Origin of the sequence: Actinocrispum wychmicini (assembly GCF_004345645.1) — a bacterium.
Lineage (GTDB): Bacteria > Actinomycetota > Actinomycetes > Mycobacteriales > Pseudonocardiaceae > Kibdelosporangium > Kibdelosporangium wychmicini.
The window spans coordinates 1,296,613-1,310,115 of sequence record NZ_SLWS01000002.1 but is presented as its reverse complement, the minus strand read 5'-3'; the positions used below and the strand labels follow the sequence as shown (position 1 = coordinate 1,310,115).

Sequence of the window (13,503 nt, the reverse complement as noted above, 5' to 3'; positions counted from 1 at the left end):
CTTCCCTCGCCGTCGGCTTCGGGGTCCGGTGGCGTTGAGGTCGCTGCGGGCGCCGGGTCATCTCGCCGCTCGTCGAGGTGGGCGTCGTCGGCCAGCCTCGATTCCCCTCGCCAGCTGCTTGGTGCTTTTCTCGTGCCTGTCCTCGCAGCCCCGGCTCCAAAGATGCGACTGCGCGACGCAAGTCCGCTGCTCAAGCGCGTGATCCGGGCGGACTACCCAGCACCTGGGCCCTGGCGAGTCTGGGGCGCGACGAACACCAGGAAGTCACTGACGATCATCGATCGCGACATGCCAGTGCTGGTCGATCAGGCCAGCCTGCTGGTCATCGCGACAAGGGCCATCTGTCCCGCCTCCTCGATGCCACCGGTGGCTGGGCGGGTGCTCTGTGTCCGGCGCTGACCGGGGCGTCCCACTGTGGGGCCAGTTCAGGCCGGGTTGGCTTGGCGGAAGGCGTCGATGTCGGCGCGGAGGTCGGCGTCCGGGTCTGTGACTGTGTCGATGATCCGGTTGAGCGTCGCCCGCTGGCTGGGGTTCGTCGACCAGTAGGTCGGTGGCACCTTGAGGACTGCCACGAGGACGTCGCCTGGGTGGTAGTCGCCTTCCAGGAGGGGGTCTTCGTCGAGCTCGGCCAGCGCGCGCGGGACCAGGATTTCCAGGCCGACCTGCTGGGAGATCATCACCCTCAGGTCTTCGGGTTCGAGGGTGCGCACCGGCTTGCGGCGGAGTTGGTGGACCGTTTCCATCAGCTTTGTCGCGCCGGGTGGGGGACTGCCCCAGACGTTGTCTTCGATTTGTTCGACCGAGAGGTCGTCGTTCTGGACCTGGCTGTCCGGCATCGTGGGTGGCACCTCCGTGGTCGGTGACGGCAATCGTAGGATCCGGGCCGGTCAGTTCCGGGGAACGTACTGCTCGGAGTGGTCGAGCAGGCGGCTCGCTTCGGACAGCTCCTCTTGCGCGGTGGCGCGGTCGGCGTCGGACAGTCGTGAGTCGCCGAGTTGGCGCTTGAGCTGGTTGATGCGGTTGACCAGGCCTCGTTGGGCGTTGCGCACCTCGTCGACGTGGTCCCAGGGGGTGCCGTCCGGCTTCCGGGCGACGACCTCACCGTTCAGTTCGCGTTTGGCCGCGTCCAGGTCCCGCTCGGTGAGGTGCTCCTTCATCCGGTCCGTCTTCGTGCCGGACTTGCCTGCGGGCTCGGTCGGCTCTTCTCCGCCGTGTCACCTGTGGACTTGAGCTGACTGCGAGCACTGTTCAGCTTCTGCCGGGCGGCTTCCCGCTTCGCCTCGCCCGGATCGTTGAACGGGATGTCGGGCGCGGTTGTCGGTGTGCCGTTCGCGGTCTTGTCGGCCGCGTCCTGCTTGGCCTGCGCGACCGCGTGGTCGTGCGCCGCCTTCGCGTTCGCTGTTTCCGTCTGGCCGTCATTCCACAGTGTGATCGCGTCGCCGGCCTGCCCTTGCGCCCACTGCAACGTGGAGGCGTACGAGTCCAACGCGTTCGCGGCACCGTGGAAACAGTCACCGGCGTCGAGCCACTTCTTCGGTTCGCCGTGGAAGCGGCCGCGGAACTGGTCGCCGGCCTGACCCTGCCAGCCGTCCTGGGTGTCGATCCTGGACAGGCCGGCACCCGCCTCGTGCAGGGCGTCTCCGTAGGACCGCATCGCGTACATCGTGCTGGTGACCGAGCCGACGTCACCGGGCACAAGTTCCTTCGGGTTCTGTGTCTCGCCGAGTTCCGCCATCACTGCGCCGCCGGGTCCGGACCGGTCGACTGCTGCAGGATGCCCTGCATGTTCGCGTGCGCCGTACGTTCCACGTGGGTGTACGCGTTCACGCTCATGTTCAGCCGGTCGGCCACCTCCTGGCCGTCCTTGGCGAGATGCTCGACCCCGATCTGCCACCGTTCACAGAAGTCCGACACGGTCCCGCCCAGTTTGTCGTGGCCGAAGGCGGACTTGTCCGCGTCGATGTCGCTGACCTTCTTGGTGGCGAGCGTGTTGAGCGTGTCGGTGACTCCCTCGGCCGCCTGCTGCAAGGCGGCCAGGTCCACGCTGAATCCTTCCGGCATCGGATGCCTCACCCTCCCCATGCCCAGTGGTGCGCACTTGGACGGACACTTGAACGCGAGGGTTCCGTGGTACTCGCTGTGACCGGTCGGCGACGGCCTTTGCCCTGGTTGACGGCTTGCGTCGCCCGATCGGGCGGTTGTGTGACCGGGGTCACCATATTCTCCGGAAAACTGGTTGCGGTGCCCCCTGCACCACCAATAGCCTGCAATAGCCGGGCCGAGAAGGTCCGCTGGGAAGATCAGAACGGTTCTAGTCTCCGCGGAGACGACGGTCGAGATGGGGGGTGTCACGGACATGAAGCTCTACACAATCCGCTGTGACGCTCCAAGCCTCCCGTTGTCCGCGAGCGGCTTCACCATGGGCGCCTTCGGGCGTGTCGTTGAAGAGCCGACTCTGGTTCGTCGTTTGCGAGGTGGCGCCATTGTCGCGCCCAAGCAGATGTGGATCCAGGGGACCAGTGTGCACACGGGCCGGCCCGTCAACGTCGATTTCCCGTACATTTCTGTCCGCGCAGGAGCGCAGGGCCTGACCTAAGGTCAGGAACCTCAAGGCTCACAAGGGCCGCGGACCGGAAACGGATCCGCGGCCCTTATGTTTTGTTGCCCCACAACGAAAAGAACAGCACCACAACCTGACAGGAGCTCGAAAGAGATGTCTCCGATCACTGTCCCTCGGACGCCCGAGGACAGATCGACCTTCAGTCCCATCGACCTTGCGGAGGCAGGCATGACTGGTCTGCTCGACGCGGCCCCGCTGGCAGGGCTCGACCTGCCGTGCCGGTCGGCCACCAACCCGGACCTGTGGTTCGCCGAGGCACCGGCGGACCTGGAGCGGGCGAAGCAACTGTGCGGGACCTGCCCGGTCCGCGCGGAGTGCCTCGCCGGCGCCGTCGCACGGCACGAGCCGTGGGGCGTCTGGGGTGGCGAGATCTTCGAGCGCGGTGTGGTCATCGCGCGCAAGCGGCCCCGTGGCCGTCCGCGCAAGGACCAGACCGTCCCGGCGACCGCACAGGGGGCGGCGGCATGACCGCGCGCGCCATACACACACGGAACTCATTGGGAGTCAGCACCATGTTGCTTTATGAAGATCTGGCACGAGCGCGAATGCTCGAGGCGGAGCAGGCAGCGAGCAAGCTGCGTCTGGTCCGCCGTCTGACCGCCGCGAAGCGGTGGAACCGGGTGTCCAAGTGGGCCGCGAAGCGCGCCGCCCGGGCATCCTCGCTGTAAAGCGAACCCAATTCGGACGGGGTGCTCGTCGAGTAGTGGACGGGCACCCCGTCCGGTTATGAACAGTGGTCCCGACCGGACGTTCGTTGGGCATACTCGGCAGATCCAGCCTGATCATCTCTGGTGTGCCGACCGACGCCCTCGTACCGAGTTCCACCCGGGCCTTCGGCCGTGCCGGGCAGTCGCGACCTTCGGCGACTTCCGGCCGCGACCATTAGGTTTGTCGCCATGGGCACGCATACGCATGATGACTACGACTGGGTGTCGAAGATCGCCTACATGCGGCGCGGTGCCGCCATCCACACCGCATGGCAGCGTGACATCGCCGACCGTCTCGTCGGCATGCTCAGACCCGGCGCGACCGTGATCGACGTCGGATCAGGCGCGGGTGGCATGGCCGCCCAGTTCGCGTTGGCCCTGGGCGCCCAAAGCGGCGGGCACGTCGTCCTCGTCGACGCCGTCCCCGAACTCCTCACTGCCGCGGGTGAGCTTGTCCGCGCCACCTCGGACGGCAAGATCAACGTCACCACCGTCCTTGCCGATGCCGCCGGCACCACCCTCGCCGAACTGGTTCCCGCAGCTGATTTGGTGTGGGCCTCCTTCGTTGTGCACCATCTGCGTGACCAGCAGGAAGGCATCACCAACCTGACGCGCGTGGTTGCTCCCGGCGGCTGGCTCGCCCTGACCGAGGGTGGCCTGGGCACCCAGTGCGTCCCCTGGGACCTGGGCGTCGGAGCCCCCGGCCTGATCGATCGAATTCAGGCCGCCCGAAAGCAGTGGTTCGCTCAGATGCGCGCGGACATCCCGGGTTCCACGCGCCTCACAGTGGGCTGGACCAAAGCGCTGTCCAACGCGGGCCTCTCAGACATCACCTCCTTCACGTCCGTGGTCGACTACCCGCCGCCGGTCACCGACGACGTGCGGGCAGCCATCGTCGACTGGTTCACCCACATCACCAGCGTGGCCATGGACCACCTGGCCACCGACGACCAACAAGCGGTCAACCGCCTCCTGGACCCAGCGGACACCGCATACATCGGCTCCCGCGACGACGTCTTCTACCTGGCCGCGGACACGGTCAACCTCGGTCGCCGCCCCTGACCGCCGAGACGGTTCGACGATCGGCGGACATGAGGAACGGCATGAAGGTCGGTCGCTGGTGCTCGCTGCTGCGGGAGGCGCCGTGGGTGCGGCCGGTAGGGATGAGGAGGTCCTAGCCGTCGGCGGCGACGGACTCCAAGATGCGGGGTTCGGGTAAGTGAGTGAGTGACGCCGTGGCAGAGGGGTGGGGTGCAGGGTCCGGGTAAATGGGTGGCGCTGCGGCGGAGGGGTGAGGGTGTGGGGTTTGGGTGAGTGGCGACGCCATGGCGGAGGGCGAGGAAGGGCGCGGGGGTTCGGATGAGTGGGTGATGCCGAGACGGGTTGAAGACGCGGGGTACGGGTAGGTGGCTGGTGCCGAGACCGGGGTGAAGGCGCGGGGTTCGGGTAAAGCGGGCGGTGCCGAGACGGAGGTAGAGACGCGGGGTACGGGTGGGTGGTGCTGAGACGGGGGTGAAGGCGCGGGGTTCGGGTAAGGCGGGCGGTGCTGAGACGGGGTGAAGACGCGAGGTGCGATTGAGTGTGTAGCGCCGAGGCGGAGGGGCGAGGACGAGGTTGCAGGCGGTGATGGCCGCCCGCCCGGCCGGCCACCGAGGTGCTCAGGCCAGCCGAGGGAGCGAAGGGGAAGTCCATAGTGAGGTGCTCGGCCCAGAGGCCGACCCACGCGGGAGTGTTCCAGCAAGCTGTCGGCGACTGAGTCCAGGAGGAAGGGGCCAGGTGAGTGGGTGATTCCGACGCGGAGGGGCGAGGGTTCGGGGTTCGGGTGAATGGGTGATGCCGAGGCGGAGGGTGGTGGTGGGTGTCTATCTCCAGCGGGTCGTGGCGGTAGGTGTCCACCTCCAGCGGGTCGTGGTTGTCGTCCATGCTCGTTGCCGAGCGCTTGGTCAGGTCTGCGTGGGTTCGGCGCAGCGGCGGACGACGAGGAGAACAGGCGGGTCTCGCTGGTGCGGCGGCGGGATGGGAGCCAGGCTCTCTGGTAGATCTCCGGTGGTGTCGTGGCATTCGATGAGTTGCCACGCGGTGGTGCCAGTCGGGGAGTCGCCGAAGAAGACGCGCGGTCCAGGTGGGAGGTCCCTGGTGGTGCCATGGGACTCGTCAAGTCGCTGTGCGGCGGTGTCGGTCGGGGAGTTGCCGGGGTGGGCGTGGGGTCCAGGTGGGAGATCCTCGGTTGCGTCGCGGAACTCGATGAATCACCACGTGGCGGTTTCGGCCGGGGAGTCACCGAGGAGGACGCGGGTTTCAAGGGCGAGTGGGGGCGTTGGGGCTGCTGTGGGCGTGGCTCGACGCAGATGAACGCGGTGCCGGGCAGCTCGTTCACCCGTGCGGGGTGGAGGAACTCCTGGCTGAGCGCGTGTTCGCCTTTGGCGCTGGGGTGTGGGGTGAATGTGTGTGGGCTCGTTGGTTGTGAGGGTGCTCTATGTTCTCCGGGGTGAGTGAAGTCTTGTGCTCCCGGTGTGGGCGGGACCGGGGTTTGGCCGCGCCGGTGGAGGCATTGGCGTGGGTTTCCGAGCGCCAGGGTGATCGGACGACGTGGCTCTGCCCGGCATGTGCGCGCGCTCATGTTCGGGACATCGAGGGGAAGCTGCCGGAAGCGTATTGGTGACGTCATCGGACCGTTCCGGACGTCAGGACCGCTCGGACCGGTGGGCGGGGACGTTGGGTGGCGCGGAGGAACGCGCTCGCCAGGTCCTCGGAGACCGCGACTGGGTTGCCGCGCAGGTGGGGGAGCGGTGTTCTGAGCGTGACGATTCCCTCCTTCGCGAAGGTGGACTGGCGGATGGCGGTTCTGGCGTCCCGCTGGTGGCCGAAGTCCCAGGCCAGGCCCACGTCGTCCCACCAGGCGTCGGCTGTGCCGAGTAGTTGGTCCGCCCGGTCGTAGACACGGACGTGCCAGGTGGGCGGTGGGATCGGGGTTTGCCTGGTGATTCGCCGAGCCCAGCCTTCGTGCACGGTGTTGGTCAGCAATGGGGCCAGCGGCTCCTCCAGTAGTGGGCGGAGTGCCGCCGTTCCGCGTTGCGAGCCCGCGTTGATCTCCGTTCGGATCTGCTCCGCCGATCGCAGGCCGGCTTCGATGGGGGCGAGCAGGAAGGCCCGTTGCTTCTCCGCGTCGCCGCTCGTGCGGGCCGCGTCGACGGCCGCGCGGCTGGATGGAGCGAAGGGCAGGCCGTCGATGATCTCCGGCCTGGGCGGCCGGCTGGTCCGTTCGATCCGCACGAAGTCGCGTGTGGACAGTCGTCGTCTGATCGGCACGAGCACGTGCACTTCTTCGTTGCCGGACACGGCAAGGCCGTGCTCGTGCAGCGCTTCGACACCGGTGATCACTGCCTCCGCGCCGGCGTAGAGGACTGCCGCGCGCAGCCGCTGCCGACGGGTGGGTGGGCTGTTCGCGAGCAGCAAAACGCCTGGTAGGAGCAGTTGCCACGGGCCTGAGGGACGACATCGGGTGGCCAGGGCGTGCTGCGAGACGCCGGCCGCGAGCAGGTCGCGGCGGCGGGCCACATCGTCCTGGAGCAGGAGGGGCGGGGGGAGGAGGTCCCGGGTTATCGGTTCGATCATGCTTCGACTGTGCCAAGGATGGGCACGGTGGGGCCAGAGGGCTTGTCAGCCTGTGGATAACTCGGCTGTGCGAGTGGTATTCAGGCGGCGAAACCCGGTTGCCAGCGTTCCACGATCTCCTTGGCCGGGAGTTCCGCGTCCAGTTGACAGAGAATGCCCGTCGAGCCGGCCAGCACCCGCTGGATCAACAGGTACTGCGGTGGCAGGTTCAGCGACCGGCCGGTCCGGAAGTCCTGCCCGCCCAGGTCGCCGACGCGCTCCGCCTGCTTCTGCATCCACCGCCTGGTGAAGTGGAACTTCTCGGACAGCAACGGTTCCACGAACGGCGCCAGGTAGGCCCGCACGTGTTCGGCGGGTACTTTGGCGCCCGGCGGGACGAAACCCTCCGCGCGGAGGGTCTCGAACAGCTTCTCGGAATCGCCTTCCATGGCGAACCGCATCAGTCGGCCCAACGGCGCGGGTAACCCGTCCGGCAGCTTGGCCACCCCGCCGAAGTCGATGACGCACATCCGGCCGTCGGCCACCAGCATGAAGTTCCCCGGGTGCGGGTCCGCGTGCAGCATGCCCGCGCGGGCAGGGGCCGAGTAGTGGAACTCGGCCAGCAGGTACCCGACGCGGTCGCGCAGCTCCTTCTCGCCGTCCCGGATGATCGAGGCCAGCGGCATGCCGTCGACCCACTCGCTGACCAGGACCTTCGGCGCGCTCGCGATGATCTTGGGCACCAGGAAGTGCTCGTCGCCGTCGAACGCCGCCGCGACCGTCCGCTGGTTGTCGGCCTCGTGGCGGTAGTCCAACTCCTCCGACATCCGCGCGGTCAGCTCGGCCAGCAGCGGCTTGATCTCCGTGCCCGGCACGAGCATCTGGAACAGCCGGCTGAACCGGGACAGCTGCCGCAGGTCGGACAGCAACGCCTCGTCCGCGCCCGGGTACTGCACCTTGACCGCCACCTCGCGGCCGTCGTGCCAAATGGCCCGATGCACCTGACCGATCGACGCGGACGCGGCGGGCTCGTCGGAGAACTCCCGGAACCTGGACCGCCATGACCGGCCCAGCTGTTCGGCGAGCATCCGGTGGGCGGCCCGTGTGCTCATCGGCGGCGCCGCGGTCTGCAGCTTCGTCAGCGCCTCCCGGTAGGGGGCCGCCATCTCGTCCGGCACCGCCGCCTCGAAGACGGACAGTGCCTGGCCGAACTTCATCGCGCCGCCCTTGAGCTGGCCGAGCACCGCGAACAGCTGTTCCGCCGTCTTGGCGGACATCTGCGCGTTCACCTCGGCCGCGTCCTGGCCGACAAGTCGTTTCCCCCAGCCACCGACCACACGCCCGGCCACCCCGAGCGGGAGGCTGGCCAGCCGTGCCGTCCTGGCGACGGTCTTGCGCGGCATCTCGGTCACTTCCTGATTCTCCCGTGTCCAGTGCCCGTTTCGCAGCCTTTTCCTGGTTCTACGGCTGTCGCGCGCCACACGTGCACGCTGGATGGGGTGGCCAGTCGCGGTGGTGGATCCGGCCGTGGAACGGGTCCAGTTCGATCGTGGTGTTCCACGTCGGCGGCAGTCGATCACCGTTCGGCAACCAGGCCAGGGCCTGCAGGACCTGCTCGGCGGCCAGCGCGGCGGTCACGTGCGCGCTGGTCAGGTCGGCCGGCTGGATCCGGCCGACGAGCTGGGCCGCGACCGTCGGCCACTTGGGGTCGATATCCGCCCGGTGCAGGTCGGCGCAGCCGAGGCAGCTGCTGCGGCCGGGAACGACGAACGGCCCGACGATGCCCAGGCCTTCACGGACCCGTGCGGCCAGATGGGGGACCGAACCGGCCAGCAGCTGGGCGACCACCTCGGGCGCTGGCACCGCGGAGTCGGTCAGCACGACCAGGTTCGGCTTGATCACCCGGCGTACATCGCCGTGCCGTTGCAACGCCCGGCGGGCCGCGACCCGCCTCGGTGTGCCGAGGTCGGCGTCGAGATAGCCGCAGCCGATGTCCTCCGGGGCGACGTGTCCTTCGGCGCTCACCTCGACCGCGCCGATGCCGGCGGCCACCAACAGGCTGCCGACCGCGACTCCGATCCGGCCGGATCCGTGCACCAGCACGGACGCGGCACGGCGCGAACCGGCCAACTGGCCCGGAATGCCGCCGGTGCGCAGTGCCCACGTCATGGCGTCGGCTGTCAGTCGGCAGGGTGCGCCGGATTCCGTCGCGTCCTCGACCATCCCGATCTCGAACAGCTCGCGCAGCAGCGAGATCAACGCCGGCCGGTCGGCCTCCGGGGTTCGCTCGAGCAGCTGCCGGGTGTGCGCGTGCCCGTCCAGCTGGCGAACACTCTCCGCGATCGTCTTGGTTACTCCTTCGATCACCACGGCGTGTCGCGGATCAAGACCGAGCTGGATCTCGTGGTCGCCGCGGCGCAGCACGGGCAGCCCCGCGAGCAACCTCAGTCGGCGGGGCAGCATGCTCTCACTATGTGACATACCTTAAGGCTCGCAAGGGATGCGTGACATGCCAAACGGTTGTCCACAGGGGCCTGTGGGTGAAGGTCACCCTCCTGGCGAGTCCCGGATTGTCGGTGGTTGGTCGTACGGTTGTCGGGTGGCCGAACCACTCGTCGAAGTACGTCGCAGCAAGCGGCGTACTCGGACAGTCACCGCGTACCGGGAGGGGGACACCCTTGTCGTCCTGCTCCCTGCTCGGATGACCAAGAAAGAAGAAGCGCATTGGGTTGCCGAGATGCAACGCCGCCTGCTGCGCAGCGAGTCCAAGCGCCGGTCTCCGGCCAGGACGTCGGACAGCGCGCTGCTCGCCAGGTGTGCGGAGCTGTCGGAGCGACATCTGGACGGCGTGGCCGTCCCGTTGAGCGTGCGTTGGGTGCCACCCATGCGCACGCGTTGGGCATCCTGCACGCCCGTCGACCGGACGATCCGGATCAGCGAGCGCTTGCGGGCAGTGCCGCCGTGGGTGTTGGACTACGTGCTGGTGCACGAGTTGGCGCACCTGCTGGTACCAGGTCATGACCAGGAGTTCTGGGAGCTGGTACAACGCTATCCGCGCACCGAGCGGGCCATCGGGTACCTCGAAGGTCTGGCGTCGGCGGCGGGCTCAGGGCCGATGGACGACTGAGAAGGGGAACGGGGGCACTGGTGCTCGGGGCGGGCCATCTTGCCGGATGGCCCGCCCTGGTTCGTGTGGTGCGCCGGCAGCGCACGGGGGCGCTGAGTCGGCGAGGGTGGGGAATCTGGTCGGGTCGGCTCGGCGCACGGGGTGACGGGCGGTGACAGGGTGTCAGGTAGAGAGATGGGTGCTCGGTGGCGAGGCGGTGATCGGGTGGCGGTGAGGTGGCGCCCCGGCAGCGACAAGGTGCCCAGCGGTAACGAGTATCAGGTGGCGAGGTGGCACCCAGTGGTGATGGGTGCCGGGTGGTGATGGGTGCCGGGCGGCGATGGGTGCCGGGCGGCGATGGGTGCCGGGTGGCGATGGGGCGCCCCGTGGCGAGGGCGCCTGGCGGGGACGGGGTACCCCGTGGCGGGGTGACGCCCGGCGGCGAGGTGGCTGTCGGGCAGCAGGCCGAGGGGTCACCCCGCCGGCGGCGTCACTCGTCCTCGTCGCGCTCGGCTTCTTCGGTGCGCTTGAGCTCGGCGATCGGGTCCTCGGTCGCGCCGGCGGCCAGCCGGTCGGCGAACTCCATCGGGTCGTCCAGGTCCTCGGCGGTGGGCACCAGGTCGGGGTGCGCCCAGATGCCGTCCCGGACGTCGGTTCCGTGCTTGTCGCCGACCAGACGCCACAGGGCGGAGGCCGCTCGCAGCCGGCGTGGCCGCAGTTCCAGCCCGACCAGGGTGGCGAACGTCTGCTCGGCCGGGCCACCTGAGGCGCGCCGGCGGCGGAGCGTCTCACGCAGGGCGTCCGCACCCGGCAGCCGGTCGGCCACCGCGTCCGCGACCACCACGTCCACCCAGCCTTCGACCAGCGCGAGCAAGGTCTCCAACCGGGCCAGCGCGACCTCCTGCTCCGGTGTGGTCTGCGGCTCGAACATGCCGGACTGCATGACCTGCTCGATCGACTGTGGGTTGGCCGGGTCGACCTGGGCGGTCAGTTGTTCGAGTGCGGACGTGTCGACCGTGATGCCGCGGGCGAACTCCTCGACCGTCGCCAGCAGGCGCTGCCGTAGCCACGGAACGTGAGCGAACAGGCGTTGGTGCGCGGCCTCGCGCGCGGCGAGGAAGACGAGGACCTCGCTGGCGGGCCGCTCCAGGCCCTCGCTGAACTTCGAGATGTTCACCGGCAGCAGGGCGCCGACCGCCTCCGGGCCGAGCGGCAGCCCGATATCGGTCGATGTGAGAACTTCGGCGCCGAGCTGTGCGAGAGCGTTACCCAACTGAGACCCGAACGCCATGCCGCCCATCTGGCCGACCATGGACAGCAGCGGGCCAGCCGCCTCCTTGGCCTCGCTCGGCAGTGCGTCCACCCACGCGCCGGACATCCGGCGGGCCACCGGGTCGCACAGCCGCTGCCAGGTCGGCAGGGTCTTCTCCACCCAGTCCTTGGCCGTCCACGACCTGGTCGACGTGGCGCCGGCCGGCAGGATCGTCACCGCGTCCAGCCACAGCTCGGCCAGCCGGGCGGCGTCGGCGACCGCCTCAGGCGACTCGGCGCCGGCCGGCTCGGTCTCGGCCAGTCGCTGCATCGCGATCTGCTTGGCCAGGTCGTAGTTGACCGGCCCGGTCGAGTTCCCGGCCTGGCTGAGCATCTGGCCGAGTTGGCTGAGCATCTCCCCGAGCTGGCCGAACGGATTCTCCTGACCTCCGCCCGGCGTGTTCTTCTTGGCGGGATCGTTCTTGTCGCCGTCGTTGGGCTCCGGCAAGTTGAAGCCGAAGGGGAGGTCGTTCATACCTCCACGGTACGCGGCGTGGCCTGGTCGTAGGCTGTGGCCTCGTGAGTACTCCCAGCGAACAGGCCCCAGCTCGGGACGAGCGCTGGCAGCTGAGCCGCCGCGGGTGGACGGTGCTGCTGAGCATTCTGATCGTGATCGTGCTGGCGATCCTTGGCGCGCTCGTGCCCGTCCCGTTCGTGGCGCTCGGCCCCGGACCGACGTACGACACGCTCAGCGAGGTCAACGGCACCGAGATCGTCCAGGTGGAGGGCACCAAGACGTACCCGACCACCGGGCAGCTGCGGATGACGACCGTTTCGCTGAAGCGTGACGTCACGCTGTTCGGCGCGTTCGGCCTGTGGGTCAGCGGCCGCTACGCGCTCGCGCCGCGCGAGGAGTACATCAAGCCGGGCCAGACCGAGGACGACGTCCAGAAGCAGAACGTCCAGCTGTTCCAGGACTCGCAGAGCGACGCCGAGGTCGCCGCGCTGCGCTACCTCGGCAACCCGGTCAAGGTGATCGTCAACCAGGTCACCCAGGGCGCGCCCGCGGACCAGGTGATCAAGCCGGGCGACAAGCTGATCACGGTCAACGGGCACGACGTCCACCAGCAGGACGACGTGGTGAACTCGGTCAGGGACACCCGGCCCGGCCAGGTCATCCAGGTCGTGCTGGAACGCGGCGGCGCCCGGCAGACCCTGTCGCTGACCCTGGGCAAGGCGACCGACCGCGACCAGGGGTTCATGGGGATCAGCGCGGTCGACCGCGCGGACGTGCCGTTCAAGACCACGATCCACCTGCAGGACGTCGGCGGACCCTCGGCCGGGCTGATCTTCTCGCTGGCCATCGTGGACCGGCTGACCGGCGACGACCTGGCCGGCGGCCGGCCGATCGCCGGCACCGGCGAGATCGACCCCAGGGGCAACGTCGGGCAGATCGGCGGGATCCCGTTCAAGCTGGTCGCCGCGGCCGAGGACGGCGCCAAGGTGTTCCTCGTGCCGAAGGACAACTGCGCGGAGGCGATGGGCAACCCGCCGGCCGGCCTGCAGCTGGTCAAGGTGGACACCCTGGCCGGGGCCGTGCAGGCACTCAAGGACCTCAAGGCGGGCAAGCCGGTCCCCGGTTGCTGACGGCGCTCAGTCGAAGGTGGCGCTGAGGGCCGCCGTCAGGTTCGACGCCAGGTCCGGGCCGGTCAGCAGGTCCTCGTGGTCGCGCAACCGCATCACGCACGCGCGGTCGCCGGTTCTCAGCACCGCGGCCACCAGGCGGGCCTCCTGGCGCTCCGGATGGTCAATGGCCAACTGGCGCAGCCTGGTCTCGTCGTGTTCGTCGGCCAGTTCCGCCTCGGCCGCCGGCGGCAGCACCACTATCTCCTGCACCAGCGCGCAGCCGTGCACCGCGGGCGGCCACATGATCTCCGCGAGGGCTTTGCTGAGATCACCCTCAGGAAGCTCGTCCTGCGCGATCGGCGTCAGTGCCGCGCCCGGGTCCAGCTGGCCGGCCAGGTCGGGCTGGGCCGCCAGCAGATCGGCCGTGGGGACCAGGGCGAACAGCTGGGGCGGCTGGTCCCAGCCGGCCGCGCCGACGAAGCTCTCGACCTCCTTGGCCAGCGACGGGAGATCGACGGAACGCTCGGTGCTCGACACGGCGCCCATGCTCCCATCCGGGCGCCCCGAGTCGGGAACCGGAACACCGTCCGTAGAGTTGG

General features: G+C 69.0%; 15 protein-coding genes. 6 read left to right on the top strand and 9 right to left on the bottom strand.

What is annotated here, in order from left to right; all coding sequences use genetic code 11:
- The first annotated feature begins 162 nt into the window (after positions 1 to 162).
- Positions 163 to 399, top strand: a complete 237-nt coding sequence (locus EV192_RS14280; protein WP_132115155.1) for a hypothetical protein — start codon at positions 163 to 165, stop codon at positions 397 to 399.
- Positions 400 to 425: 26 nt separating this feature from the next.
- On the opposite strand, the gene EV192_RS14275 is transcribed toward EV192_RS14280, so the two are convergent.
- The 4 genes from EV192_RS14275 to EV192_RS14260 are packed head-to-tail and all read right to left on the bottom strand — an operon-like array spanning position 426 to position 2,061.
- Positions 426 to 836, bottom strand: coding sequence for a contact-dependent growth inhibition system immunity protein (locus tag EV192_RS14275; protein ID WP_132115153.1), 411 nt, complete (start codon positions 834 to 836; stop codon positions 426 to 428).
- Between the two features lie 51 nt (positions 837 to 887).
- Positions 888 to 1,157 carry a polymorphic toxin type 28 domain-containing protein gene (locus tag EV192_RS14270; RefSeq protein WP_132115151.1) on the bottom strand — a complete coding sequence of 90 codons (270 nt, stop codon included), beginning with the start codon at positions 1,155 to 1,157 and terminating at the stop codon, positions 888 to 890.
- Entirely contained in the window at positions 1,154 to 1,735 is a 582-nt protein-coding gene (locus EV192_RS14265) for a putative T7SS-secreted protein (RefSeq protein WP_132115149.1), read from the bottom strand. Before EV192_RS14265 ends, EV192_RS14270 begins: the two co-directional genes overlap by 4 nt.
- On the bottom strand, positions 1,735 to 2,061 hold the full coding sequence (locus tag EV192_RS14260) for a hypothetical protein (protein ID WP_132115147.1): 327 nt from the start codon (positions 2,059 to 2,061) through the stop codon (positions 1,735 to 1,737). The genes EV192_RS14265 and EV192_RS14260 overlap by 1 nt, the downstream gene beginning before the upstream one ends.
- 727 nt (positions 2,062 to 2,788) lie before the next feature.
- Between EV192_RS14260 and EV192_RS14255 the strand changes: the two genes are divergently transcribed.
- The 3 genes from EV192_RS14255 to EV192_RS14250 all read left to right on the top strand — a co-directional run bounded on the left by EV192_RS14255 (position 2,789) and on the right by EV192_RS14250 (position 4,389).
- Complete coding sequence (locus tag EV192_RS14255) at positions 2,789 to 3,088, top strand: WhiB family transcriptional regulator (RefSeq protein WP_207926022.1); 300 nt, start codon at positions 2,789 to 2,791, stop codon at positions 3,086 to 3,088.
- A 44-nt stretch (positions 3,089 to 3,132) separates the two neighbouring features.
- Complete coding sequence (locus tag EV192_RS53795; RefSeq protein ID WP_165960380.1) at positions 3,133 to 3,288, top strand: hypothetical protein; 156 nt, start codon at positions 3,133 to 3,135, stop codon at positions 3,286 to 3,288.
- A 228-nt stretch (positions 3,289 to 3,516) separates the two neighbouring features.
- Positions 3,517 to 4,389 carry a class I SAM-dependent methyltransferase gene (locus EV192_RS14250; protein ID WP_132115144.1) on the top strand — a complete coding sequence of 291 codons (873 nt, stop codon included), beginning with the start codon at positions 3,517 to 3,519 and terminating at the stop codon, positions 4,387 to 4,389.
- 1,602 nt (positions 4,390 to 5,991) lie between these two features.
- On the opposite strand, the gene EV192_RS14245 is transcribed toward EV192_RS14250, so the two are convergent.
- The 3 genes from EV192_RS14245 to EV192_RS14235 all read right to left on the bottom strand — a co-directional run bounded on the left by EV192_RS14245 (position 5,992) and on the right by EV192_RS14235 (position 9,402).
- Positions 5,992 to 6,942, bottom strand: coding sequence for a hypothetical protein (locus EV192_RS14245; RefSeq protein WP_132115143.1), 951 nt, complete (start codon positions 6,940 to 6,942; stop codon positions 5,992 to 5,994).
- 80 nt (positions 6,943 to 7,022) lie between these two features.
- Positions 7,023 to 8,324: an ABC1 kinase family protein gene (locus EV192_RS14240; RefSeq protein ID WP_132115398.1), complete on the bottom strand. Its 1,302-nt coding sequence runs from the start codon at positions 8,322 to 8,324 to the stop codon at positions 7,023 to 7,025.
- 58 nt (positions 8,325 to 8,382) lie between these two features.
- On the bottom strand, positions 8,383 to 9,402 hold the full coding sequence (locus EV192_RS14235; protein ID WP_132115141.1) for a hypothetical protein: 1,020 nt from the start codon (positions 9,400 to 9,402) through the stop codon (positions 8,383 to 8,385).
- Between the two features lie 118 nt (positions 9,403 to 9,520).
- On the opposite strand from EV192_RS14235, the gene EV192_RS14230 reads away from it, so the two are divergent.
- Entirely contained in the window at positions 9,521 to 10,048 is a 528-nt protein-coding gene (locus EV192_RS14230; RefSeq protein WP_243726817.1) for a M48 metallopeptidase family protein, read from the top strand.
- A 469-nt stretch (positions 10,049 to 10,517) separates the two neighbouring features.
- On the opposite strand, the gene EV192_RS14225 is transcribed toward EV192_RS14230, so the two are convergent.
- Complete coding sequence (locus tag EV192_RS14225; protein ID WP_132115139.1) at positions 10,518 to 11,813, bottom strand: zinc-dependent metalloprotease; 1,296 nt, start codon at positions 11,811 to 11,813, stop codon at positions 10,518 to 10,520.
- 44 nt (positions 11,814 to 11,857) lie between these two features.
- Here EV192_RS14225 and EV192_RS14220 point away from each other — a divergent pair, with 44 nt between their 5' ends.
- Positions 11,858 to 12,925: a YlbL family protein gene (locus EV192_RS14220; RefSeq protein ID WP_243726816.1), complete on the top strand. Its 1,068-nt coding sequence runs from the start codon at positions 11,858 to 11,860 to the stop codon at positions 12,923 to 12,925.
- 6 nt (positions 12,926 to 12,931) lie between these two features.
- On the opposite strand, the gene EV192_RS14215 is transcribed toward EV192_RS14220, so the two are convergent.
- Positions 12,932 to 13,450, bottom strand: coding sequence for a PPA1309 family protein (locus EV192_RS14215; RefSeq protein WP_132115137.1), 519 nt, complete (start codon positions 13,448 to 13,450; stop codon positions 12,932 to 12,934).
- Positions 13,451 to 13,503 lie beyond the last annotated feature (53 nt).

Excerpts from the sequence above, each read along its gene's own strand:
- EV192_RS14255 (WP_207926022.1), top strand. The coding sequence starts at position 2,789 with ATGACTGGTCTGCTCGACGCGGCCCCGCTGGCAGGGCTCGACCTGCCG.
- EV192_RS14280 (WP_132115155.1), top strand. The coding sequence starts at position 163 with ATGCGACTGCGCGACGCAAGTCCGCTGCTCAAGCGCGTGATCCGGGCG.
- EV192_RS14250 (WP_132115144.1), top strand. The coding sequence starts at position 3,517 with ATGGGCACGCATACGCATGATGACTACGACTGGGTGTCGAAGATCGCC.
- EV192_RS14235 (WP_132115141.1), bottom strand. The coding sequence starts at position 9,402 with ATGTCACATAGTGAGAGCATGCTGCCCCGCCGACTGAGGTTGCTCGCG.
- EV192_RS14225 (WP_132115139.1), bottom strand. The coding sequence starts at position 11,813 with ATGAACGACCTCCCCTTCGGCTTCAACTTGCCGGAGCCCAACGACGGC.
- EV192_RS14245 (WP_132115143.1), bottom strand. The coding sequence starts at position 6,942 with ATGATCGAACCGATAACCCGGGACCTCCTCCCCCCGCCCCTCCTGCTC.
- EV192_RS53795 (WP_165960380.1), top strand. The coding sequence starts at position 3,133 with ATGTTGCTTTATGAAGATCTGGCACGAGCGCGAATGCTCGAGGCGGAG.
- EV192_RS14260 (WP_132115147.1), bottom strand. The coding sequence starts at position 2,061 with ATGCCGGAAGGATTCAGCGTGGACCTGGCCGCCTTGCAGCAGGCGGCC.
- EV192_RS14275 (WP_132115153.1), bottom strand. The coding sequence starts at position 836 with ATGCCGGACAGCCAGGTCCAGAACGACGACCTCTCGGTCGAACAAATC.
- EV192_RS14265 (WP_132115149.1), bottom strand. The coding sequence starts at position 1,735 with ATGGCGGAACTCGGCGAGACACAGAACCCGAAGGAACTTGTGCCCGGT.
- EV192_RS14240 (WP_132115398.1), bottom strand. The coding sequence starts at position 8,324 with ATGCCGCGCAAGACCGTCGCCAGGACGGCACGGCTGGCCAGCCTCCCG.
- EV192_RS14270 (WP_132115151.1), bottom strand. The coding sequence starts at position 1,157 with ATGAAGGAGCACCTCACCGAGCGGGACCTGGACGCGGCCAAACGCGAA.
- EV192_RS14215 (WP_132115137.1), bottom strand. The coding sequence starts at position 13,450 with ATGGGCGCCGTGTCGAGCACCGAGCGTTCCGTCGATCTCCCGTCGCTG.